This window comes from Salipiger sp. CCB-MM3, assembly GCF_001687105.1.
GTDB lineage: Bacteria > Pseudomonadota > Alphaproteobacteria > Rhodobacterales > Rhodobacteraceae > Salipiger.
This window is the reverse complement of record NZ_CP014599.1, coordinates 177,167-200,948: the sequence shown is the minus strand read 5'-3', so window position 1 is coordinate 200,948 and position 23,782 is coordinate 177,167. Positions and strand designations below refer to the sequence as shown.

Sequence of the window (23,782 nt, the reverse complement as noted above, 5' to 3'; positions counted from 1 at the left end):
CTTCTGGGGTGTTTTGATCAATTGTCAGTCGGGTCCGGCTGCGCGCCGGCAAGCGGGTAATGGCACAGGCACCCCGCGGGGCCGGTTTCGGCACGCGGCGTTGCCTCGACGCAGAGGCGCGGCACACTGTGGCCTGCCACCTCTTGGCGCGATGCGGGATCGATCCCCGCGGCGACCACGCGCGCATGCGGGCAGCGGGTGTGAAACGCACAACCGGTCGGCAGATCGAGCGGGCTGGGGATATTGCCCTCGAGCAGCACCACCTCGCGATTGCGCTCCACCTCCGGGTCCTCGCCCGCCACCACCGACAGCAGGCTCTCGGAATAGGGGTGGCGCGGGCTGTCGCAGATCTGCCGGGCCGGTCCCTGCTCGACGAAGCGCCCGAGGTACATCACCCCGGTGCTGTCGGCGAAATGGCTGACCAGCGCGAGATCATGGGTGATGATCACATAGGTCAGCCCGAGCCGCTCTTGCAGTTCCACCAGCAGGTTGATGATCTGCGCCTGAATCGACACGTCGAGCGCGCTCACCGGCTCGTCGAGCACGAGGATCTCGGGCTCGAGGATGATCGCGCGGGCAATGGCGACGCGCTGGCGCTGACCGCCCGACAGTTCATTGGCAAAGCGCCCGAGGTGCGCCACGCTCAGCCCCACCTGCCGGATCACCTGCTCGATACGGGCGCGCTGATCGTCCTTGCTGCCCTTGATGCCATGCACCACCAGCGCCTCGCGCAGCACGTCATAGACGCGCATCCGCGGGTCGATCGAGGCGCGCGGATCCTGCAGCACCAGTTGCACCCGCCGCCGCAGCTGCCGCCGCTCGCGCGGGGTGAGGCCGGACAGCTGCTGCCCGCCAAGGGTCACCTCACCCGCCGTCATCTTAACCAGCCCGACGATTGCCCGCGCCAGCGTGCTCTTGCCCGAGCCGGATTCCCCGACGATGGCGTAGCAGCCGCCGCGCGGCACCGAGAAGCTGACGTTCTGCACCGCGCGCACCACCTTGGTGGCGCCGGTGCGGAAGAAGGATTTGTTCACCGGGAAATCGACGCTGAGGTTGCGCACGTCCAACACCACATCCGCGCCGGATTGGACCTCTTGCTGCATGTCCTTGGGCATCTCAGACCTCCTCTTCTTGCGCGAAGTGACAGGCCACCGAGGCCGCGCCGCAGCTCTGCAGATCCGGCGCAATGGTCATGCAGGGCGCCCGGCCCTTGGCCCGCGCGCAGCGCGGCGCAAAGCTGCAGCCCTCGGGCAGACGGCCCAGCATCGGCGGCTCGCCCGAAATCGCCGGAAGCAGCCGGGTCGAGCCATCGTGGCGCAGCTTCGGCGTCGAGTTGCGCAGGGCGCGGGTGTAGGGGTGGCGGGCGTTGCGGAACACCTCGTCCACCGGCCCGACCTCGACGATGCGCCCGGCGTAGATCACCGCCACGTCGTCGGCATAGCGCGCCACCAGCCCCAGATCGTGGGTGACCAGCATCATCGCCATGTCGCGCTCTTTCTGCATCTTGCGCAGCAGCGAGAGGATCTGCTGCTGGATGGTCACGTCGAGCGCCGACGTGGGCTCGTCGGCCAGCAGGATCTCGGGCTCCTGCGCCAGCGCGATGGCGATCACGATGCGCTGTTTCATCCCGCCCGAGAACTGGTGCGGATAGGCCGAGAGGCGGCTTTCGGGATCGGCGATCTGCACCGCCTTGAGCAAGTCGATGGAACGGGCGCGCACCTCTGCGGCGCTGAGGCTGGTGCCGGAGGTCAGCGCCTCGGCCAGCTGCGCGCCGATGGTCATCACCGGGTTGAGCGCGCTGGCGGCATCCTGAAACACCATGCCGATATAGCGGCGACGCAGGTCCTGCACCTCTTTGCCCGACAGATGCGCGGCGGATTTGCCCGCGATCTCCAGCTCACCGCCCGAGACCACCGCCTGCCCGCGCGGCAGCAGGGTGCCGACGGCGCGCAGCAGCGTGCTCTTGCCCGAGCCGGACTCGCCGACCACCGCCAGAGTGCGCCCGCGGCGCAGCGCGAAATCGACACCGCGCACCGCCGGAAGCTGGCCGCGCTCGGTGAGATAGGAAATCTCTAGATCGCGCCCTAGCGCGGCGGCATCGCTGGCCACCCCGAGCCGCGCCTTGGCCTCGGCGGCGGTCTCACGCGGGGCGGCGGGCAGCGCCTTGCCACCGGAGATCAGCCGCGCCAGCATCCCCTGCCCCTTGCGGCGCTTGGCGGCGGTGGGGTCGTAGATGTTGCGCAACTCCTCGCCCAGCAGGTTGAACCCCAGCGCCGAGAGCGCAAGGAAGAGGCCCGGGAAGGTCGCCATATAGGGATGGCTGCGAATGTAAGAGCGGCTCTCGCCCAGCATGGTGCCCCATTCGGGTTCCGGCGGCTGGGTGCCGAGGCCGAGAAAGCTGAGGCCCGAGGCGTTGAGCAGCGTCGAGGCGAACAGCAGGCTGCACAGGGTCACGAGGATGCCGCCCATGTTCGGCAGCACGTGCCGCGCCATCACCCGCATCGGCGAGCAGCCGAGCGAGACACTGCCTTCGACGAAGGGTTCCGACAGGGTGCTCATCGCCACCGCGCGGGTGGTGCGGATGAACACCGGGATCGACACGATGCCCACCGCGAGGATCACGTTCCACGTGCTCGGCCCGAGGATCGCCACGACGGCGAGGGCAAAGACGATGTCGGGGAACGAGAGCATGATGTCGACGCCGCGCATCAGCAGCTGATCGAAGGTGCCGCGCACATAGGCTGCGGCCAGTCCCAGCGGCACGCCGATGACGAAGGCCACCGCCACGCCGCCGACGCCGATGCCCAGCGACGAGCGCGCGCCGACGAGGATGCGGCTGAACACGTCGCGGCCCAGCTGATCGGTGCCGAACCAATGCGCCGCCGAGGGCGGCTGCAGCGTCGCCATGAAATCCTGTTTGTAGGGATCGAGCGGCGCCAGCCAGGGACCGAAGAAGGCGAGGAAGGTCAGCACCGTCACCAGCGCGAGGCCGATGGCGCCCTTGGGCGAACTGGCAATGCGGCGCAGGGTCTTGAGCCTTGGATGCAGCAGAGTCTGCCGCAGCAGCCCTTGCCGTGCGCCGGTCTCGGCGCCGCCGGGGATATCGTCTGTGGTGGATGTCATTGTCATGAGGTCTGCCTGTCAGGCGGCCGCGTAATCGCGGGTCCGCGGATCGAGCCACTGGCCGAGCAGGTCGGTCGCGAGGTTGATGAGGACGAAGAACACCGCAAAGAGCAGCACGCAGTATTGGATCACCGGGTAGTCGGAACTGCCGACCGCGCTGACCAGAAGCCGCCCCAGTCCGGGCACGCCGAACACCGTCTCGGTCACCACCGAGCCGCCCAGCATGCCGCCGAATTGCACCCCGGCGACGCTGACCGCTGCCACCAGCGAGTTGCGCAGCGCGTGGCGCAGGATCACCGTGCGTTCGGCCAGCCCCTTGGAGCGGGCGGTGTCGAGGTAATCCTTGCCCATCACCTCCAGCAGGTTGGCAGTGACGAGGCGGCTGAAAAGCGCGGCGGGCCGTGTCGCCACCACCAGCACCGGCAGCACATAATGCGCGGGTGTCGCCGCTCCGGCTGCTGGCAGCCAGCCCAGCGTCACGGCGAACAGCCAGATGCACAACAGCCCCAGCCAGTAGATCGGCATCGAGATGCCCGCGAGCGTCAGCACGGTGACGGTGGCGTCGAACCACCCGCCCTGCCGCAGCGCGCAAATCACCCCGGTGACCACCCCGAAGGCAAGGCCGATAACCAGCCCGCCGACGGCGATGATCAAGGTCTTGGGCAGCCGCTCGGTGATTTCCTGAACCACTGGGCGACTGGTGCGATAGGAGGTCGCCACCTCGGGATCGACCACGCCGCGCAGGAACAGCGCGTAGCGCTCGAACGGCGGGCGGTCGAGGCCGAGGTGATGCCGGATATCGGCGATCTCCTCATCGGTGGCCATGTTGCCCGCAAGCTGCGCGGCCGGGTCTCCGGGGATCAGGGCCACGAACCAGAAGGCCAGCAGGCTGACAGCGAAGAGGGTCGGGACCGCGACGAGGAGTCTCTTGAGAACAAACATGGCCGTCCCCGATCAGCCGTCGACCGAGACGTGGACGTCGTCGAACAGCATGGTCTCGTCAGGCCGGATGGTGAAGCCTTCGACCTTGTCCGAGATGCCGATCGCCTGCTTCTGGTACCACAGGAAGACAAAGGGCATTTCGTCCCAGATGATCTTTTGCACTTCGGCGTAGATCTCTTTCTGCTCGTCGATGTCCGTGGTCGCGCGGCCTTCGGCCAGCAGGCTGTCGACGCGCTCGTCGCTGAAGCCGGTGGTGTTGGCGCTGACGCCGGTGTGGAACAGGCGGTAGAGGGTGAAGTCGATCCCCGCCGTGGCGCGGCCGATCATCGACATGTCATAGGTGCGCTCTTCCAGCGGCACGCGGTGCGCGGCGGACCAGCTTGGCAGGTCGAGAACGCGGGCCTGCGCGTCGATGCCGATCGCCTGCCACTGGCCGACCAGCGCCTGACAGACCTGCGCGTCCTTGATGTAACGCCCGTTGGGGCAGTTCACCGTCAGCTCGAGCTTGTTGCCCGGTCCATAGCCCGCCTCTTCGAGCAGCGCCTTGGCGCGTTCGACGTCATAGGGCTTGGGCTCGAAGGTCACGCGCAGCGCGTCCTCGGTGCCCGGACCGACCTGCCCTTCGGAGGGTGTGCCAAGGCCGCCGAGAATGCCCTGCACCATGCCATCGCGGTCGAGCGAGATGTTCAGCGCCTCGCGCACCCGCTTGTCTTCGAGCGGGCCGTTCAGCACCATTTCCATGGAGATCGAGAACATGCTGTCGGGCAGGATCACCTCGGCATTGTCGAGCGCGTTGATCGTGTCGATGGATTCCGCCGGAACGCGGTCGACGATGTCCACTTCCCCGGTTTCCAGCAGCGCCATGCGCGAGCCGTCCTCGGGGACCGCCATGAAGGTGATCTTTTCCAGCGTCGCCGGGCGCGGGCCCTCGTAGTCGGGGTTCGGCACAAGGCTAAACCGCTCGCCGCCGATGAACTCATCCACCATGTAGGGGCCCGAGCCGACCGGGTAGAACCCGTATTCGGCGCCCATCTCGGCATTGGCCTCGGTGTCGATGATGCTGGCGGCGGTATTGGCCAGAAGCATCAGCACGTGACCGTTCTTTTCGGCCATGTGAAAGACCACCGTGTCTTCGCCCTGCGCTTCGGCTTCGCCCAGCGAGGAATAAAGCCCGGCGAAGATCGAGCCGCTGTCGGGGTCGAGCAACTGGTTGAACGAGGCGGCGACGGCTTCAGCGTCGAGCGGCTTGCCGTTGCTGAACTTATGGCCGGTCTCGAAGGTCACGGTGAAGGTCATGCCGTCTTCGGACCAGTCCCACTCCTTGGCCAGCGCCGGAACCACCTTGTTGTCACCGTCGATGCGGAACAGCTGCTGAAAGACCAGCCCGTCGACCGCATTGCCCACCGGCAGCGAGTTCACATGCGGATGGAAGGTGGTGGCGTCAGCGCCCACGGCGATGCGCAGCTCGCCTTCGGGCGCGGCCAGAGCCGCGAGCGGCAGCGCGGTGGCCATCAGCAGCGAGGCGGTCACCGAGCGCAGACCCGAGCGGGAGAGCAGAGAGGGGAGGATACGTGTCATGTCAGTCCCTGTTGGCTGTAGGTTTCTGTTCCCCGAAGCGGCTAAGCGACGGGGTTAAGTCGGAAAATCAGCGATTCCGGAAACTGGCGGGGAGCGTTCTGCGGCCCCCTCCGGCCATGGAGTAACCTCAGCTTGCCCAAGCGTTATCTTTTCTGTCAAATTATGTTTGGGGCATGTATATATCTTTGAGTTATGGCTTTGGCATGAATTACAGACAGTGCGAAATCTTCGTCACCGCGCTTGAGGCGGGCTCGGTGACGGCGGCGGCAGAACGGCTGGATCTCTCGCAACCCGCCGTCAGCAAGTCCTTGAAACTGCTGGAGACAGAGCTGGGTGTGCGCCTGTTCCTGCGCGGCGCCAAAGGGCTGCAACCCACCGACGAGGGCCGCTCGTTCTACCTTGAAGCGGCGCGGCTGACGGAAAGTTTCGGCCATCTGGAGAGCTTTGCCCAAAGCCTTGTGCGGCTCGAACACGCGCGGCTCGAGATCAGCTGTATCCCGGCGCTTTCGACCGCATGGCTGCCCGAGACCATGTGCGACTTCCTGCACGAATACCCCGATCTTTCGCTGTCTTTCCGCTCGCGCAGTTCCCCCGAGACGGTGCAACTGGTGGCGCGCGGCGAGCTTGATATCGGCGTGTCGCAGGCGCGCAGCGAGGACAAGATGGTCGAAAAGACCCGGCTCTTCGATCTGCAGTCGGTCTGCATTCTGCCGCGCGGCCACAGGCTTTGCGCCGAAAAGCACATCCGGCTGGACCATTTGCACGAGGAACGCCTGCTGTCGCTGAGCGCGGCGGATGAGATCCGCAAGAAGTTCGAAGCGGCGATGCTGATGGCGGGCTACAGCATCCGCAGTCAGGTGGATGTGGCGCATGGCGCGATGCTGTGCCGGATGGCGGCGGACGGCCATGGCATCGGCATCGTCGACGAGGAATCCGCAAAGCTCTTCGAGGCGGCGGGCGCGGTCATCCGCCCCTTGGCCGAGGAACTCTCGGTGCCGATCTATTTGCTGCAGAACCCGCTGAAACCGCAGACCCTGATCGCGCGGAAATTCGTCGAACACATGCTGGCGGTCACCGCCCCAAGGCGAGCGCATTGAGGGCAGAGCGGCCGCTCACCCTGAACTTCAGGTTATGGAACGCCCCCAAAGCAAAATTTTGGGTACGGCGAAAATGCCAATCGAATATGCATCTTCATCCGTTCGCACGCCCCGCCGCGCGTGAATTTCCGCCATTTCCCATCGGAATCGCGCGCTTTGCCCCGACCTCTCCGGCGCAGGTCCAAGATTGCGTGACAAGCGCGGCGCGCGCGCCATCTTGAGACCGAGAGGACCAATCAGACCGGGGGTGCCGGATGCGCATGATGATCGACGTAGAGATGCACTATCAGTTCGCCATGCCCAACACGGTCACCCTTGTGATCGAAGCCGCCGAGACCGCAGGACAAACGGTCAACCGCGCCGAGCTTGATCTGGGGGATGCGCAGGTGACGCGGATCGCGGGCGACATGGACCTTGGAAGCCGCCTCTGGGTGCAGGTGCCCGGCGACGAGATGCGGCTGAGCTACCGCGCCGAGGTCGAGGTGACCCGTCCAGACCTTCCCCTCGAGACGCTGCGCGCCGCGCCTTTGCACGAATTGACCACCGAGGCCGCGCCGTTCATCCGGCCCTCGCGCTATTGCCTGTCGGATAAGTTCGTCGCCTTCGTCGCGCGGCGCTTCGGCCATTTGCAGGGCGGTGCCAAGGTTCTGGCGATCCGCGACTGGATCGAGGCCGAGCTGGACTACGTCCCCGGCAGTTCCGATGCCGACACCCATGTGCTGGAGACCTTCGCGGCGCGGCAGGGGGTGTGCCGCGATTACGCTCATCTTTTCTGCGCCATGGTGCGCGCGGCGCAGATCCCCGCGCGCATGGTCGCCGCCTATGGGCCTTGCGTCACGCCGCCTGACTTTCACGCGCTGGCCGAGGTCTGGCTGGAGGGGCGCTGGCACCCGGTGGATCCCACCGGCATGTGCCGCCCGGACGCGCTGGCGCTGATCGCCGTGGGGCGCGACGCTTATGACATCGCCTTCATGGAATCGCAGGCCCCGGCGACGCTGGTCTGGCAGGAGGTGAGCGTGACCGAGATCCCCGGCTGAGGCGCGCCGTCAGTACATCGCCGAGCCGCCGTTGACGCCATAGACCTGTCCCGTGATGAACCCTGCCCCCGGCCCGGCGAGAAACACCGCCATGGCGGCGATCTCCTCGGGCGTGCCGAAGCGGCCAAGCGGCGTGGCAAGATCGCGGGCCACCGCCTCGGGGGTCATGCCAGCGGTCATATCGGTCTCCACCGGGCCGGGCGCGATGGCATTGACGAGGATCTGCGGCCCCAGTTCCCGCGCGAGGCTGCGGGTCATGGCGATGATCCCGCCCTTCGAGGCGGCATAGGCCACTGTATTCGCCGCGCCAAGATAGCCCAGATCCGAGGCGGTGAAGATGATCCGCCCGCCCGGCATCTGCCGCGCTGCCGCGCGCGCGGTCAGGAAAGCGCCGCGCAGGTTGACCGCGATCACCCGGTCGAACGCCTCGGCAGAGGTGTCGCGCAGGGGGGCCTCGTCGAGAATGCCGGCATTGGCGAACACCCGCGTCACCGGGCCGAGCCGCGCCTGAAGCCTGGCGAACATGTCGCTGACCTCGGTCTCAAGGGTCACATCGGCGGGCAGTTGCAGGATGTCTTCCGGCAAATCCGCCGCCTGCGGATCGCGCGGATGGCAGACCGCCACCGCCGCTCCGGCCTCGCGCAGCGCCAGCGCCATGGCGCGCCCGATGCCCCGGCTGCCGCCCGTGACCAGCGCCACCTCTCCGGTCAGCGGGCCGCTCATGCCAGCGTCTCGCCGCGATCAATGCAGACCGCTTGTCCGCTGATGCAGGCCGCGCCCTCGCTGGCGAGGAAAAGATAAAGCGCCGCGATGTCCTGCGGCAACATCAGGCCCGGCATCGCCTGCGCCGCCAGAATGTCGGCCATCACCGCCTCTTGTGTGCGCCCCTCTACCCGCGCCATCTCGTGCGCCGAGGCGAGCGCGGACTCGGTGCCGATCCAGCCGGGGCAGACCGCGTTGACCGTGATGCCGCGCGGGCCAAGCTCTTTGGCCCAGCTGCGCATCAGCCCGAGCATCGCGTGTTTCGACGCAGCATAGGCGGAAAACCCAGCCACCGCCGTCTTGCCCCAGATCGAGGAGGTCAGCAGGATGCGCCCGCCCTGCCCCATCTTCGGCAGCGCCGCGCGGGTGACATGCTCGGTGCCCATGACGTTGATGCTCAGCACCTCGGCGGCAACCTTGCCCGCCGCCGGATCATCGAGCCACGTGGGCCGCTCGATCCCGGCGTTGTTCACCAGCACGTCGATCCGCCCCAGTGGCGCCAGGGCCTCGGCCACCGCCTCGGGCGCGCGGATATCGCAGCGCAGCGGCGTCGCACCCAGCGCGTCGGCAGCGGGGTGGATCCCATCATCCTCGGCCAGCATCCACAGCGACGCTCCGGCGGCGGCAAAGGCGGCGGCGATGCCCTGCCCGATGCCGCGGCTGGCGCCTGTCACCACCACATTCTGGCCGGTGAAATCGAACTGAACCCGTCCCGCAGCGCTCATGCGCCGAGCCCGAACTCGCCGCGCACCGCAGCCCCGATGTCGCGCCGGTATTGCTCGGCCATCAGCGCGCCCTTCGCGGGGCTCGCTCCGGCGGCGGACACAAGGTTGCCCTCGGGCGCCACCCAGTCGCGATGCGGCGGCCATGCGTCATAGGGCGGAGCATAGGCGGCCTTATTGTCGGGGATCAGATCGGCGCGGACGAGATGCGGGTAGAAATGCATCATCAGCGAGGTCTCGAGCACCGCCGCATGTTCCAGCTCGATGCCCGGATAGCCCTCGGGGAAGACCTGCGCCAGCGTGTCTTCGGTGAGAAAATCCCAATGCTGCAGGCACATGACCCGCAAATCCTTGCCCGCCGCGTCGCGCATTGCCAGATCGATGCCTTCGTTGAGGAACCACAGGTTCTCGTAGTTGCCATCGAGCACGCAGATCCGCCGCACGCCGTGTCGCACCAACTCGCGGATGATGTCACGCACGATGCCCGTCAGTGTTGCCGCGTCGAGCCCGGTGGAGCCGGGAAAGAACGGACCGCCCGCCGAGCGGGTCATCGACTTGTAGCCATAGCAGACGGGCGCGGCGACCACGCCGCCGATGTCACGGGCGATCTCTTCGGCGATGGCCAGCGGCAGCATGTGATCCACGCCCATCGGCAGATGCGGGCCGTGCTGTTCAAGCGCGCCGGTGGGCAGAAAGACCACCGGGTTGCGCTCCAGCGCTTCGGCATAATCGGGCCATGTCATCTCGGCCATCAGAACCGGCGAAGGTGCGGGCGGTTGGGCGGGGCTGGTCATGATCGGGCTTTCCTTGTTGCCGCGCGGGCCCCGCGAAGGGCCCGCGCATTCTCGACTGTCCTCAGAATTCCTTGAGGTTGTCGCGCAGCAGCTGGTGTTTGTACTCGGTGCGCACGAGGCCGCGGCGTTGCAGTTCGGGCACCAGCCCGTCGGCGATCTCGACAAGGTAATGGCGGCTGACCCGCAGCACCGGGGTGGTGATCAGGAACCCGTCCCCGCCCACTTCGGCCATCGCCTCGCCCATCTTGTCGGCCACCTGCGCCGGGGTGCCGATCAGTTCCATCGACGAGACCAGCCCGCCGCCCTCGGCAGCGGCCAGTTCGCGCAGGGTTTTGCCACTGCCCCATTGCTGGAACTTGTCGAGCGTGCCGCTTTCGCCGTTGGTCACCAGTTTCTCGGGCAGCGGCTTGTCGAGATCATATTGCGAGAAGTCGATCTCGGTGATCGCCGAGATCGAAGCCAGCACATCGTTGACGAAATGATCGGCGGTGGTGCCGCGCTCGTATTTGGCGCGGGCGTCCTCTTCGGTCTCGCCAAGCGTGGGGGTGACGCAGAACAGCACTTTGATGTCGTCGGGGTTGCGGCCGATCTTCTCGGCGCGGGCGCGGATGTCATCGCGGAAGGCCTTCATCCCCTCGATGCCATTGGCCACCGAGACGATGCTATCGGCGTGCTGCGCGGCGAAATCGCGGCCCCGCGGCGAGGCACCGGCCTGCACGTAGACCGGGCGCTTCTGCGGCGAAGGCACAGTGTTGAGCGGCCCGCGCACCTTGAAGAACTCGCCCTCGAAATCGATGCTGCGCACCTTGGTGCTGTCGGCGTAGACGCCGTTCTCGCGGTCGAGCACCACGGCATCGGCGTCCCAGCTGTCAAAGAGCTGCCCCACCACATCCATATATTCGTCGGCCATGGCATAGCGCTGCTCGCGCGGGGGCAGCACGTCCATGCCGAAGTTCTGCGCGGCCAGATCCTCAGCGGAGGTGACCACGTTCCAGCCGAAGCGGCCCTTGGTCAGACTGTCGATGGTCGAGCTGAGACGGGCGAGCATGAAGGGCGGATAGGCCATGGTCGACATGGTGGCGACGACACCAAGGTTGCGCGTCGCCATGCCCATGGCCACCGCCAGCGGCGCCGGATCGTGCTTGGGGGCCATCATGCCGTTGGCCAGCGAGAACTTGCGGTCGCCGCCGAAGGTCTCGGGCACCATCAGCTTGTCTTCGATCATGATGTAATCGAAGCAGGCCCGTTCCAACGTCTGCGCCATCTCGATGTAGAACTGCCCGTCCCACGGGTAGCCGCCCTGCCCGAAGGGCGCGCGCCATTCGTCGGGGGTGAAATTCATGAACCATGCGAGGTGAAAGCGTTTGTCGGTCATCTGTCGGTCGTCCTTGCAAATGCGCCAGCCAAAGCTGGCTGAGTTCGGGAGGAAGGGGAGGATCAGCCCGCCGCGCGCTCGGCGCGGCGCAGGCTGCGGGCCAGCCGCGGCTTGGCCTCGAAGTCGGAGGTGATGATCGAGCCGTAGCGGTGCGGCGCATGCGGATCGTGGCGGCGCTTGTCCACGGCGATGACCCGCGTGCCGAGGTGGAACGCCTCGGAGAGATCATGGGTCACCATCACCACGGTCATCTGATGCTCTTCCCACAGCTCCAGCACCAGTTGGTGCATGGCCTTGCGGGTGCCGGGGTCGAGCGCACCGAAGGGCTCGTCGAGCAGCAGCACCTTGGGTTTGGTCATCAGCGCCTGCGCAATGGCAAGCCGCTGCTGCTGTCCGCCCGAAAGCTGCGCCGGATAAAGCGCCGCATGTCCGCCCAGCCCGACCCGATCGAGCATCGCCTGCGCCCGGTCACGCAGATCGGCGCGGGCGCTGCCGAAGAGCCGCCCCATCAAAGGGGCCGCCTGCCATTCGGGGCCGGTCATGACATTGCCGATCACCGTGCGGTGCGGGAACACCGAGTAGCGCTGAAAGACGATGCCGCGATCGGGCATGGGCTCTGGCGCGATGGGCTCGCCGTCGATGAGGATCTGCCCGCCGGTCGGAGCCTCTTGGCTCAGCAGCATGCGCAGCAACGTCGATTTGCCTGCCCCCGAAGGCCCGACCACCGCAAGGAACTCGTTGTCGTCGATGAACAGGTTGATGTTCTCGAGCACCACGGTCTCGCCATAGGTCTTGGAGACATTGTCGAAGGTGATGATGGCCATCAGCCGCCCTCCCGGAAGCGCGTCCAGGGGATCGCGTCATGCGCGACGCGCAGCGCGTAATCCATCGCAAAGGCAAGGAAGGTGATCCACACGACGTAGGGCAAGATCACATCCATCGCGAGATAGCGCCGGACGAGGAAGATGCGGTAGCCAAGGCCTGCCTCGGCGGTGATCGCCTCGGCGGCGATGACAAAAAGCCACGCCGCCCCCAGCGACAGCCGCACCGAACTGATCAGCCGCGGCAAGACCTGCGGCAGCACCAGCCCGAGGATCATCTGCCATGTCGAGGCGCCAAGGGTCTGCGCCTTGACGATCTGCTCGCGCGGGATTTCCGACACCCGCAGCATCACGTCGCGGATGATGAAGGGCGCGATGCCAAAGACGATGAGCACGGTCTTCGACAGCTCGCCGAGGCCGAAGAGGATGAAGAGGATCGGCAGCACCGCCAGCGGCGGAACCAGCGAGAGCGCGGCGAAGAAGGGCTCAAAGATGGCGCGCAGATAGGGGATGAACCCTACCAGCACCCCGATGACGAGGCCGATCAGCGCCGACAGGCCAAGGCCGATCCCAAGCCGCGACAACGAGGCCCAAGTGTCGGCCCAGAAGAGTTTCTTGCCGGTCGCCATGTCGACCTGAAAGATCAGGCGGGACATGGCGGTGCGAAAGGCTTCGAGGCCCGGCATCAGCTTGTCGGAAGCATCGACGGCGTGCCGCGCTTCGGAGGTGACCGCGTAGACCGCGATCACCAGAATGAAGGGCATCGCGCCCAGCAGGATTTTACTCCTGCGGGAGGGAAGCCGGTTGATGGCTCGGCGCATGGAAACGTCTCGGGTCGCCGATTACAGCTCGCCCGCGGCGGCCATCTCCGAGAAGCTCGGATCGAAGCGCAGCTTCACGTTGCCCTCGTCCCCAAGCACCGTGCCGCCGACCTCTATGCCGATGGCATCGACGCTGGAAGCCCCCTGCCCAAACAGGCCCTGCTCGAAGCTGAAGGTGCGCACCTTGTCCATGATGTCGCGGCTGCTGTCCGCCGAGAGGAAGGCCGCCGCATCGCCGGGCGTGGTGAAGAAATGCGTCTGGTCCACCTGCACCGACAGGCCCGCCACATCCGTGCCCATGGCCGACGCCATGACCTCGGCCATCGGCTGCTCGTCGCCGGTCTCGGCCGCCATGGTCTCCATCGCCTCATACCATGCGCCGGTCAGCGCCTTGGCGAACTCGGGATGCTCTTCCAGCGTCTCGGTGCGGGCGATGAACACATCCATGATCTCGCCGGGGATGTCCGAGCTGTCGAACAGCACGTTGCTCTCGGGCACTTGGTTCAGCATTTCGGCGGCAATCGGGTTCCATGTCGCCACATGCTTCATCTCGGGCTGGGTGACATAGGCGGCGCCGATCTCGGCATCCGAGATGTTGACGCTCTTCACCCGCCACGGCTCGGTGATCCCGGCCTCGGCCAGCGCGCGGTTCAGCAGGTAGTGCGACACCGAGTATTGCAGCAGCCAGACCTCATCATCGAGCAGGTCCTCGACCTTTTCGGCGCTGCGCGAGATCAGCATGTCGTTGCCGTCGGAATAATCGGTGATCAGGAAGATCGAGGTATCCACCCCGCCCGCCGCCGGCATGGTCAGCGCGTCCATGCCCGCCACCGCCACCGCGTCGAGATCGCCTGCGATGAACTGGTTGATCGAGCCCACGTAGTCATTGATCTGGATAAGCTCGACGTCGACGCCGTATTTCTCGCCCCACGCCTCCATCAGCCCTTCGGTGCGCATCCAAGCCAGAGGCATGAAGCCCACATAGACGACATAACCTACCTTGAACGTCTCCTTCTCCTGCGCCTGAGCGGGCGCGGTGAAGGCGACCGAGGCCGCGGAAGCAAGCAGAAGAAGCAGTCGGGAAATACGCATGGAGTGTCTCCGGGAGGGAAAGAGATGTTCGATGCTCTAACTAAACGAGCGTTGAATAGTTAAAATCAAGTTTTTAATATGTATAAAAAATGCGCTATTAATCACCTGATGAGTTCGCTACGACGGCGCGGCGTGAACGGAGAGTCCCCATGGCCAGGACCGCAACCAGAAAACGGCTCGATCCGGCCGAGCGGCGCACGCAGATCCTCGACGAGATGCTGCAGCTGTGTGCGAATCAACACTTCGCCTCGATCACCATGCGGCAGATCGCGGCGGCCTGCGGCGTGAACATGGCGCTGCTCTACCACTACTTCGACAATAAAGAGGGGCTGGTGCACGCCACGCTGCGGCACGCGGTGGACGACTTTCTGGTGATGTTCGACGATCTGCCCAAGGATGTCGGTGCCCCGCTCGGCGCGGCTGACGTGTGGATCGACGCCACCATCGAGGCCGCGCCGCGCCTGATGCGCATGGTCAAGCTGATGAGCGATTTCGGCGCTCAGGAAAGCCGCGATGCCGAGGCGCTGGCGATCATCGACGAGTTCTATGCGCGCGAGCGGGAGACGCTGAAACACGCCATCCTCGACGGCATGGCCGAGGGCCGGTTCCGCGAGGTCGACCCCGAGCGCACCGCGCGGCTGACCTCGATCGCCATCGATGGCGTGTTCTTCGGCGGGCCCGCACGGAACGATTTCGCCTTTGAAAACAACCTGCGCGACGTGCGGGACCAGCTGCTCGACTATCTTCAGCCCGCGCCCTGACGCCTTTGGCAGTGCTCAGCGCCGGTCGCGCGCGTCCTCGCCCAGCGAGGCGAGATAGACATCATAGGTGCTGCTCAGCGAGTTGATGTGCTGGCGCATCAATTCGGCGGCGTGATCGGCCTCGCCGCGCTCCATCGCGTCGAGAATGCCCATGTGCTCCTGCATGGATTTCTCCAGCCGCCCGGTGACGTCGAGCTGACGCCGCCGGAACGGGCGCAGCCGCCGGTCCATGCGTTTTGCCTCTTCGGCCAGCACCTGATTGCCCGACGCCTCGTAGATCATCCCGTGGAGGCGGTTGTTGGCCTCATAGTAATGATCCGCGGCGCCCTCCTTCAGCGCCGCCTCACAATCCTGCGCCGCGCGCCGCAGATACAGCCGCTGCGCCGGTGTGATGCGCTGCGCCGCCAGCCGCACGCACCACGCCTCGAGCCCGGCCATCACCTCGAACATCTCGACCAGACGGGTCATCGAGGGCCGCCGCACGAAGGCCCCCCGGCGCGGAATCAACTCCACCAGACCAATCGCTTCGAGCGTCAGAAACGCCTCGCGCAGCGGCGTGCGCGACACCTCGAGTTGCTCGGCCAGCGCCACTTCGCTCAGCTTGTCGCCATCCTGATATGCACCCGACGCGATCCGCTGCTCGATAATTGAGCAAATCCGGGTGGCGGTTCTGGAGTTGTCGGACATCGGGAAAAATCCTTGACGATATGCAATCCCCCCAGATTGTATACAGGAATAATCAAAAGAATACAAATAACGAAAACGCCAACAGTGAGGACAACACCATGAAAACGTGGAAACTTCTCGCCGGAACCGCGCTTTGCGCGAGTCTCTCTGCCCCCGCTTTCGCGGATAAGGCGAGTGACACGGTGAACATGGCCTTCAACAAGGAACTCGAAACCGCGGATGTCTACTTCAACACCGCGCGCGAGGGCCTGCTGCTCAACCATTCGGTCTGGGATGGCCTGCTGTACCGCGATCCGGACACAGGCGAGTATAAAGGCAACCTTGCCACCGAGTGGACGTGGATCGACGATGTCACGCTCGAACTGAAGCTGCGCGAGGGCGTGACCTTCCACAATGGCGAGCCGTTCAACGCCGATGACGTGGTGTTCACCGTCAACTATGTGACCGATCCCGAAAACGGCGTGAAGAACATGGCCAACGTCGGCTGGATGGACCACGCCGAGAAGGTCGACGACTACACCGTGCGGATCATTCTGGGCGCGCCCTTCCCGGCGGCCGAGGAATTCCTAGCCGGCCCCGTGGCCATGTATCCCGATGAATATTATGCCGAAGTTGGCCCGAGCGGCATGGGTCTGAAGCCCGTCGGCACCGGCCCCTTCAAAGTGACCGAACTGGAGCCGGGCAAGCACTTCGTCCTTGAGCGGTTCGAGGATTACTACGGCGGGCCGAAGGGCAAGGCCGGGGTCGCCAAGGTCGACATCCGCACCGTTCCCGACACCAACACGCAGATCGCCGAGTTCTTTAACGGCACGCTCGACTTCCTGTGGAACATGCCCGCCGATCAGGCGGAAAAGCTCGACGCTATGGGCAAGTACCAAGTGGTCAACGCCCCCGCGATGCGGGTCGGCTACATCACCATGGATGCCGCTGGCCGCGCCGGCGACACGCCGATGACCGATCAGAAAGTGCGCGAGGCGGTCTATCACGCCATCGACCGTCAGGCGATCGTGGATGCGCTGGTCAAAGGCTCGTCGGAAGTGATCGACACCGCCTGCTCGCCCGCGCAATTCGCCTGCGACCAGAGCGTCGAGGGCTATGAGTACGATCCCGAGAAGGCCAAGGAGCTGCTGGCCGAGGCGGGCTATCCCGACGGGTTCGACATCGACTTCTACGCCTATCGCAACCGGCCCTACGCCGAGGCGATCATGGGCTTTCTGGGCAAGGTCGGCATCAACGCCAACCTCAACTTCATGCAATACTCGGCCCTGCGCGAGAAGCACCGCAAGGGCGAAGTGCCGATGGCCTTCCTGACATGGGGCTCGAACTCGGTGGCAGACGCGTCGGCGATCACCTCGGAGTTCTTCACCGGCGGGCCGCAGGACGACGCGCGCGATCAGGAAGTGATCGACTGGATCGAGGCCGCCGACAGCACCAACGACAAGGAAGAGCGACAGGCGCTCTACTCCAACGCGCTGAACAAGATCACCAGCGAGGCCTATTGGGTGCCGCTGTGGACCTACAACGTCAACTACGTGATGAGCCCCGAAATGGAGTTCACACCGACCGATGACGAACTGGTCCGCTTCTTCAGCTTCGGCTGGAAGTAACCGCTGGCCCTGCCCGGCCCCCTCGCGGGGCCGGGCGAGACCCGACCACAGGAACACCCCATGCTGCTCTATATCCTCAAACGCCTCGGTCTTGCGGTGCTGGTCGCGCTGACCGTCTCGGCGATCAGCTTCAGCCTGCTGTTCATGGCGGGCGATCCGGCCATCTCGATCGCCGGTGAGAACGCCGCCGCCGAGGACATCGCCGCAATCACCGAACGCTATGGTTTCGATCGCCCGGTGCTGGTGCAATACGCCGACTGGCTGGTCTCTGCCGCGGGCGGCGATCTGGGGCGCTCTTGGTATTTCGATCTGCCGACCACCGAGATCATCGGCGACCGGCTTGGCGTGACCATGACGCTGGGCCTGCTGGCGATCTCGTTTGCGCTGATCCTCGCCATCCCGATGGGCGTTGCGGCGGCGGTGAGGCCGAACTCGCTGATCGACCGCGCCGCGCTCTTCATCTCGGTCGTGGGTCAGGCGATCCCCTCGTTCTGGTTCGGGCTGATCCTGATCGTGGTCTTTTCGATCAAGCTCGGCCTCGTGCCCGCCTCGGGCTCGGATGGCTGGAAACACTTCATCCTGCCCACGGTGGTTCTCGGCTATTACGCCACGCCCGCGATCATGCGCCTGACCCGCGCCGGGATGATCGAGGTGCTTTCCGCCGACTACATCCGCACCGCCCGCGCCAAGGGTCTCGCGCCGCGCAAGGTGCTGTTCAAACACGCGCTGCGCAACGCCATCATCCCGGTGATCAGCCTCGCAGCGGTGCAGATGGGCTTCATGCTCGGCGGCTCGATCGTCGTGGAGTCGATCTTTGCGCTGCATGGCGCAGGCTATCTGGCGTGGGAGAGCATCAGCCGCAACGACCTGCCGGTGATGCAGGCGCTGATCCTCGTCTTTTCCATGTTCTACATCCTGTTCACCTTCCTCGCCGACGTGCTGAACGCGTGGATGGACCCGCGCCTGCGCGTGGGCTGACCGAAGGCGCCTCGACATGACCGACACGACCGCATCCGAAAGCCCCGCCATGACCGCCTCCAACGCCGCCCCCAAGGAAGCCCCGCTCTCGCCCCGTCAGGCGATGGCGCGCCGCGCCCTGCGTCACCGCGGGCTGATCTTCGGCGCGCTGGTGATGGGCATCATCATCTTCGTCGCGCTCTGCGCGCCGCTGCTCACCAGCTACAGCCCCTATGATCAGGACCTCTTGGCCCGCATGAAACCGCCCGTCTTCATGGGCGGCGACGAGGCGCATTGGCTCGGCACCGATGCATTGGGCCGCGACTTCTGGGCCCGGCTGGCCTATGGCGCGCGCATCTCGCTGATGATCGGGCTGTTGGCCGCCACCATCTCGGCGCTGATCGGCTCGGTGCTGGGCATCCTCGCGGGCTACTTCGGAGGCCGCGTGGATATGGCAGTGACCTTCCTGATCAACGTGCGCCTTGCGATGCCGGTGGTGCTGGTGGCGCTGGCGGTGGTCGCGCTCTTCGGCGGCTCGCTGATGGTGGTGGTCTCGGTGCTGGGGCTGCTGCTCTGGGACCGCTTCGCCGTGGTGCTGCGCGCCGCCACCATGCAGGTGCGCAAGCTCGAATATGTCGCCGCCGCCGAGGTGCTGGGCGCCTCGCTGCCGCGGGTGCTGTGGAAGGACATCCTGCCAAACGTGATGAACCATCTGATCGTGATTTTCACGCTGGAGATGGCCCATGCCATCATCCTCGAAGCGGCGCTGTCGTTCCTTGGCCTCGGCGTGCAGCCGCCCACCCCGTCGTGGGGGCTGATGATCTCGGAGGGCAAGGAAATGCTGCTCTTCGAGCCGTGGCTCATCACCATTCCCGGCGTGGCGCTGTTTTTCCTCGTCCTGTCGATCAACATGCTCGGCGACGGCATCCGCGACGTCACCGCACCCGAAGGCAGAAACTGATGACCGATCCCATCCTGTCCATCCGCAACCTCACCGTCGATCTGCCCAAGGGTGGCGACCGGCCCCATGCGGTCGAAGGGCTGAGCCTCGAGATCATGCCCAAGGAGATCGTTTGCATCGTCGGCGAGTCCGGCTCGGGCAAGTCGATCACCTCCTTCACCACCATGGGGCTGCTGCCGAAAGCGCTGGTGCCCTCGTCCGGCGAGGTGATCTTTGACGGCAAGGACCTGCTGAAACTGCCGCCGTCCGAGCATTCGAAACTGCGCGGTCGGCGCATGGCGATGATCTTTCAGGAGCCGATGTCGGCGCTGAACCCCTGCTACACGGTCGGCAACCAGATCGAAGAGATGTTCGAGCAGCACACCAGCCTGCCCGCCGCCGAGCGCAAGGCCCGCACGATCAAGCTGCTGGACGAGGTGCAACTGCCCGACCCGGCGCGCATCTACTCCAGCTACCCGCACCAGCTTTCGGGCGGGCAGCGGCAGCGCATCGTGATCGCCATGGCGCTGGCGCTCGACCCGGCGCTGCTGATCGCCGACGAGCCGACCACGGCGCTCGACCTGTCGACGCAGGCGCAGATCCTGCACCTGCTGAAAGAGCTGCGTGAAAAGCATTCGGCGGGCATCATGTTCGTCACCCATGACTTCGACGTGGTGGCCGAGATCGCCGACCGGGTGGTGGTCATGCAACACGGGCGCATCGTCGAGCAGGGCAGCGCCGAAGAGGTGCTCAACCGCCCGCAGCACCCCTACACCCGCCTGTTGATCGACGCGGTGCCGCGCCGCGAGCGCGCCGCGCAACCCAGCCTCGAAGGGCGGGTCGAGATGCTAAAGGTGGAAGGGCTGGAAAAGACCTACCACGTGAAGGGCAACATGTTCCGCCCCGGCCGCATCGTGCACGCCTGCAAGGACGTCGGCTTTGCCGTGCGGCGCGGCGAGACGCTGGGCATTGTCGGCGAGAGCGGCTCGGGCAAGTCGACGCTGGTCAAATGCCTGATCCGGCTGGAGGACCCCGACGCGGGCCACGTCTGGGTCGAGGGCACTGATATTGCCGCCTATTCCAAGCGCGCGCTGCATCCCTACCGCAAGATGATCCAGATCGTGTTTCAGGATCCCTATGGCTCGCTCAACCCGCGCCGCACCATCGGCGACCAGCTGGTCGAAGGGCCGGTGAACTTTGGCCGCGACCGCGCCGAGGCGATGGAAAAGGCCCGCGAGCTGATGAAAATCGTGCGGCTCGATCCCGACGCGCTCAACCGCTACCCCAACCAGTTTTCCGGCGGTCAGCGTCAACGCATTTGCATTGCGCGCGCGCTGATGGTCGAACCCAAGGTGCTGATCGCCGACGAGGCGGTCTCGGCGCTCGACGTGTCGGTGCAGAAGGAAGTGCTCAAGTTGCTCAATGAAATCCGCGACAAGATGGGGCTGACCGTGCTCTTCATCACCCACGATCTGCGCGTCGCGGCGCAGGTCTGCGACAATCTCATCGTCATGCAGCAGGGTGAGATCGTCGAGCGCGGCTCGGTCGATCAGGTCTTTGGCAGCCCCAGCCATGCCTATACGCAAAAACTGCTCGCGGCGCAGCCCGGACAGGATTGGGACGTGCCGGACGTGTCGAAACTGCCCCCCGCCACCGGCGTCATGGGCATGGGAGGTCTGGCATGAGCGGCTCGTTCTCTCCGTCGCAGACCACCCGCAAGCCCGGCGTCACCGCCACTTCGGGCGGCGTTGTTGCAGCCCAGCACGCGCTTGCGGCCAAGGCCGGGGCCGAGGTTCTGAAGGCGGGCGGCGATGCGCTTGATGCCGCCGTGGCGGTGAGCTTCGCCATCGGTGTGCTGGAGCCGTGGATGTCCGGCCCGATGGGCGGCGGCGCGATGATGATCTGGCGCGAGGACGAGGGCCGCGCCCATGCGCTGAACTACGGCATGCGCAGTTCCGCCGCGCTCGATCCGGCGCATTATCCTCTGTCGGGCGCGGGCAAGGCCTCGGACCTTTTTCCGTGGGACGCGGTGGTCGAGGACCGCAACGTCATCGGCGGGACCTCGGTCGCGGTGCCTGGCACCGTCGCGGGCATCGCCGCCGCGCATGGGCGCTATGGCCGCATGCCGTGGAAAGACCTGCTCTCCCCCGCCATCGGTTTCGCCAAGAAGGGCCTGCACGTGGATTGGTACGCGGCGCTGGTCATCGCCTCCTCGGCGCGCGATCTTGCGCAGGACCCGGACGCCGCCGCCATGTTCCTCGAAGACGGGCAATGGCCCAAGGGCTCTGGCTGGACGGCGCTTTCCGACATCCGCCTCGACCAGTCGCGCCACGCCGCCACGCTGGAGCAGTTGGCGCAGGCGGGCGCAGAAGACTTCTACAAAGGCGATATCGCCGCGATGCTGTCGGGCGATGTGACCGCCAAGGGCGGCTTTCTGACCATGGACGATCTCGCGGCCTATGCGCCGCAATGGTCCGACCCGCTGGAGATCCCCTATCGCGACGGGCGGCTCTTTGCCCTGCCCGGCCTCACCGCCGGACCGACGCTGAGCCACGCCGTCACCGGCTGGACCAAGGGCTATGACGCCGCCGAGGCCGCCTCGCCCAAGGCGCATCTGGCGCGCGCGGAGGCGCTCAAGGCCGCCTATGCCGCGCGGCTCGAGGGGATGGGCGACCATGAATCGGCCAAGGCCCCCGGCTGCACCACGCATTTCTCGATCGTCGACGGCCACGGCAACATGGTCGCGATGACCCAGACGCTGCTGTCGATCTTCGGCTCGCGCGTGGTCTCGCCCTCCACCGGCATGCTGCTCAACAACGGCATCATGTGGTTCGATCCCGCACCGGGCGGGCCCAACAGCCTCGCCCCCGGCAAACGCTGCTTGATGAACGTCTGCCCGGTCATCGGCGAGGCCCCCGGCAAGCGCTTTGCCCTCGGGGCCAGCGGCGGGCGCAAGATCATGCCCGCCGTCGGGCAGATCTCGGGCCATATCATCGAGCAGGGCATGTCCATGCAGGAGGCCATCGAAGCGCCGCGCATCGACGTCTCGGGCGGGGCGCAGGTGGTGGCTGACGAGCGCCTCGCAGGTCCCGTCACCGAGGCGCTCGCCGCCGCGCACCCGCTGGCCATGGTCCAGCGCCTGCCCTTCCCCTTCGCCTTTGCCTGCCCCGCCGGGGTCCTGCGCGAAGGCACCACCAATTCCGGCACGACCGAGACCTTCTCGCCCTGGGGCGACGGGATCGCTGCCGACTGACCGACGAAGCAAGAAAGAGACCCCATGTCCCCCCGCGACACCGCCCTTGCGGCCATCACCGAGTATTTCGACAGCGGCAGCTTCCAGAGCGAACTGGCCGAACTGGTCGCCCGCCCCACCGAAAGTCAGGACCCGCGCGGCGCGCCGCATCTGATGGCCTATCTCACCGAGGCGATGGCGCCGATGCTGGAGGCGATGGGCTTCAGCTGCCAGATCTTCGACAACCCGCAAGCGGGCGCTGGCCCGCTGCTCGTCGGCCAGCGTATCGAAGATGAGAGCCTGCCCACGGTGCTGACCTATGGCCATGGCGATGTGATCCGCGCGCAAGAGGGCCAGTGGCGCGAGGGGCTGGAGCCCTTCACGCTCACCGAAGAGGGCGACCGGCTCTATGGTCGCGGCTCGGCGGACAACAAGGTCCAGCACCTGATCAACCTGCGCGCCATGGCGGCGCTGATCGAGACGCAGGGCAAGCTGGGCTTCAACGCCAAGGTGCTGATCGAAATGGGCGAAGAGAACGGCTCGCCCGGCCTCAAGACCTTCTGCGAAGAGCACGAGGAGCTTCTGGCCGCCGATGTGCTGATCGCCTCGGACGGGCCGCGCCTGTCGCCCGACGCGCCGACCATCTTCACCGGCTCGCGCGGCGGGGCGCTGTTCGATCTCAAGGTCGAGCTGCGCGAGGGGGCCAACCACTCGGGCAACTTCGGCGGCCTGCTGGCCGACCCTGCGATCATCCTCGCCCATGCGCTGGCCTGCATCACCGACCGACGCGGCCAGATCAACGTGCCCGAATGGCGCCCCGACAGCCTGACCCCGCGCATCCGCGAAGTGCTGGCGGCGCTGCCGGAGGTAAAATCGGGCATCGCGCTCGACCCGGACTGGGGCGAAGAAAGCCTGACCATGTCCGAGCGCGTCTTTGGCTGGAACAGCTTTGCGGTGCTGGCGATGATCTCGGGCGTGCCCGAGGCGCCGGTGAATGCCATCGCAGGCTGGGCGCGCGCCACCTGCCAGCTGCGCTTCGTCGTCGGCACCGATGTGGACGACATTCTGCCCGCGCTGCGCCGCCATCTCGACACGCACGGTTTCCAGCAGGTTCAGATCTCCTCTGCCGACCGCGGATCCTTCCCTGCAACGCGGCTCGACCCCGATCACCCTTGGGTGCGCTTCGCCGCGACCTCGCTGCAAAAGAGCACCGGCCAGAGCCCGCATATCCTGCCCAACCTCGGCGGCTCGCTGCCCAATGACTGCTTTGCCGAAGTGCTGGACCTGCCGACCATCTGGGTGCCCCACTCCTATGCCGGTTGCAGCCAGCACGCCCCGAACGAGCATGTGCTGAAGCCGCTCTCGAAACAGGCGCTGATTGGCATGACCGGGCTGTTTTGTGACCTCGCCGAGCACGGCGCGCCGAAGGACTGA

General features: G+C 66.0%; 21 protein-coding genes. 9 read left to right on the top strand and 12 right to left on the bottom strand.

What is annotated here, in order from left to right; all coding sequences use genetic code 11:
• Positions 1–17: 17 nt before the first annotated feature.
• From AYJ57_RS23985 to AYJ57_RS23970, 4 genes are read right to left on the bottom strand one after another with little or no spacing between them, the layout of a single operon-like run.
• Positions 18–1,115: an ABC transporter ATP-binding protein gene (locus AYJ57_RS23985; protein WP_066111848.1), complete on the bottom strand. Its 1,098-nt coding sequence runs from the start codon at positions 1,113–1,115 to the stop codon at positions 18–20.
• Between the two features lies 1 nt (position 1,116).
• Positions 1,117–3,129, bottom strand: coding sequence for a dipeptide/oligopeptide/nickel ABC transporter permease/ATP-binding protein (locus AYJ57_RS23980; RefSeq protein ID WP_066111846.1), 2,013 nt, complete (start codon positions 3,127–3,129; stop codon positions 1,117–1,119).
• A gap of 12 nt (positions 3,130–3,141) precedes the next feature.
• Complete coding sequence (locus AYJ57_RS23975; protein ID WP_066111844.1) at positions 3,142–4,065, bottom strand: ABC transporter permease; 924 nt, start codon at positions 4,063–4,065, stop codon at positions 3,142–3,144.
• 12 nt (positions 4,066–4,077) lie between these two features.
• The gene (locus AYJ57_RS23970; protein ID WP_066111842.1) at positions 4,078–5,643 is read right to left on the bottom strand and encodes an ABC transporter substrate-binding protein; all 1,566 of its coding nucleotides are present in this window, start codon (positions 5,641–5,643) and stop codon (positions 4,078–4,080) included.
• A 203-nt stretch (positions 5,644–5,846) separates the two neighbouring features.
• Between AYJ57_RS23970 and AYJ57_RS23965 the strand changes: the two genes are divergently transcribed.
• Both AYJ57_RS23965 and AYJ57_RS23960 read left to right on the top strand, forming a co-directional pair.
• Entirely contained in the window at positions 5,847–6,740 is an 894-nt protein-coding gene (locus AYJ57_RS23965) for a LysR family transcriptional regulator (RefSeq protein WP_193789571.1), read from the top strand.
• Positions 6,741–7,000: 260 nt separating this feature from the next.
• Positions 7,001–7,777 (top strand): transglutaminase-like domain-containing protein, encoded by a 777-nt coding sequence (locus tag AYJ57_RS23960; RefSeq protein ID WP_442974933.1) that lies wholly within the window; start codon positions 7,001–7,003, stop codon positions 7,775–7,777.
• Positions 7,778–7,786: 9 nt separating this feature from the next.
• On the opposite strand, the gene AYJ57_RS23955 is transcribed toward AYJ57_RS23960, so the two are convergent.
• The 7 genes from AYJ57_RS23955 to AYJ57_RS23925 all read right to left on the bottom strand — a co-directional run bounded on the left by AYJ57_RS23955 (position 7,787) and on the right by AYJ57_RS23925 (position 14,164).
• Positions 7,787–8,500: an SDR family NAD(P)-dependent oxidoreductase gene (locus AYJ57_RS23955; protein ID WP_083191517.1), complete on the bottom strand. Its 714-nt coding sequence runs from the start codon at positions 8,498–8,500 to the stop codon at positions 7,787–7,789.
• Entirely contained in the window at positions 8,497–9,264 is a 768-nt protein-coding gene (locus tag AYJ57_RS23950) for an SDR family NAD(P)-dependent oxidoreductase (RefSeq protein WP_066111836.1), read from the bottom strand. Before AYJ57_RS23950 ends, AYJ57_RS23955 begins: the two co-directional genes overlap by 4 nt.
• Positions 9,261–10,055 carry a creatininase gene (locus AYJ57_RS23945; protein WP_066111834.1) on the bottom strand — a complete coding sequence of 265 codons (795 nt, stop codon included), beginning with the start codon at positions 10,053–10,055 and terminating at the stop codon, positions 9,261–9,263. Before AYJ57_RS23945 ends, AYJ57_RS23950 begins: the two co-directional genes overlap by 4 nt.
• Positions 10,056–10,116: 61 nt before the next feature.
• Entirely contained in the window at positions 10,117–11,430 is a 1,314-nt protein-coding gene (locus AYJ57_RS23940) for an NtaA/DmoA family FMN-dependent monooxygenase (protein ID WP_066111832.1), read from the bottom strand.
• A gap of 62 nt (positions 11,431–11,492) precedes the next feature.
• Positions 11,493–12,254 carry an ABC transporter ATP-binding protein gene (locus AYJ57_RS23935; RefSeq protein ID WP_066111830.1) on the bottom strand — a complete coding sequence of 254 codons (762 nt, stop codon included), beginning with the start codon at positions 12,252–12,254 and terminating at the stop codon, positions 11,493–11,495.
• On the bottom strand, positions 12,254–13,072 hold the full coding sequence (locus tag AYJ57_RS23930) for an ABC transporter permease (protein WP_066111828.1): 819 nt from the start codon (positions 13,070–13,072) through the stop codon (positions 12,254–12,256). Before AYJ57_RS23930 ends, AYJ57_RS23935 begins: the two co-directional genes overlap by 1 nt.
• Before the next feature lie 21 nt (positions 13,073–13,093).
• Complete coding sequence (locus tag AYJ57_RS23925) at positions 13,094–14,164, bottom strand: putative urea ABC transporter substrate-binding protein (RefSeq protein WP_066111826.1); 1,071 nt, start codon at positions 14,162–14,164, stop codon at positions 13,094–13,096.
• Positions 14,165–14,313: 149 nt separating this feature from the next.
• Here AYJ57_RS23925 and AYJ57_RS23920 point away from each other — a divergent pair, with 149 nt between their 5' ends.
• A complete protein-coding gene (locus AYJ57_RS23920; RefSeq protein ID WP_066111824.1) occupies positions 14,314–14,925 on the top strand; it encodes a TetR/AcrR family transcriptional regulator in 612 nt (203 codons plus the stop codon).
• A 15-nt stretch (positions 14,926–14,940) separates the two neighbouring features.
• On the opposite strand, the gene AYJ57_RS23915 is transcribed toward AYJ57_RS23920, so the two are convergent.
• A complete protein-coding gene (locus AYJ57_RS23915) occupies positions 14,941–15,612 on the bottom strand; it encodes a GntR family transcriptional regulator (protein ID WP_066111822.1) in 672 nt (223 codons plus the stop codon).
• A gap of 98 nt (positions 15,613–15,710) precedes the next feature.
• Between AYJ57_RS23915 and AYJ57_RS23910 the strand changes: the two genes are divergently transcribed.
• The 6 genes from AYJ57_RS23910 to AYJ57_RS23885 are packed head-to-tail and all read left to right on the top strand — an operon-like array spanning position 15,711 to position 23,782.
• Positions 15,711–17,219, top strand: a complete 1,509-nt coding sequence (locus AYJ57_RS23910; protein WP_066111820.1) for an ABC transporter substrate-binding protein — start codon at positions 15,711–15,713, stop codon at positions 17,217–17,219.
• Between the two features lie 60 nt (positions 17,220–17,279).
• Positions 17,280–18,197 (top strand): ABC transporter permease, encoded by a 918-nt coding sequence (locus AYJ57_RS23905; protein WP_066111818.1) that lies wholly within the window; start codon positions 17,280–17,282, stop codon positions 18,195–18,197.
• 49 nt (positions 18,198–18,246) lie between these two features.
• Positions 18,247–19,137, top strand: a complete 891-nt coding sequence (locus AYJ57_RS23900; protein ID WP_066111984.1) for an ABC transporter permease — start codon at positions 18,247–18,249, stop codon at positions 19,135–19,137.
• Positions 19,137–20,801, top strand: coding sequence for an ABC transporter ATP-binding protein (locus tag AYJ57_RS23895; protein WP_066111817.1), 1,665 nt, complete (start codon positions 19,137–19,139; stop codon positions 20,799–20,801). Before AYJ57_RS23900 ends, AYJ57_RS23895 begins: the two co-directional genes overlap by 1 nt.
• Positions 20,798–22,369, top strand: coding sequence for a gamma-glutamyltransferase (locus AYJ57_RS23890; protein ID WP_066111815.1), 1,572 nt, complete (start codon positions 20,798–20,800; stop codon positions 22,367–22,369). Before AYJ57_RS23895 ends, AYJ57_RS23890 begins: the two co-directional genes overlap by 4 nt.
• Before the next feature lie 24 nt (positions 22,370–22,393).
• The gene (locus tag AYJ57_RS23885) at positions 22,394–23,782 is read left to right on the top strand and encodes a M20 family metallopeptidase (protein ID WP_066111813.1); all 1,389 of its coding nucleotides are present in this window, start codon (positions 22,394–22,396) and stop codon (positions 23,780–23,782) included.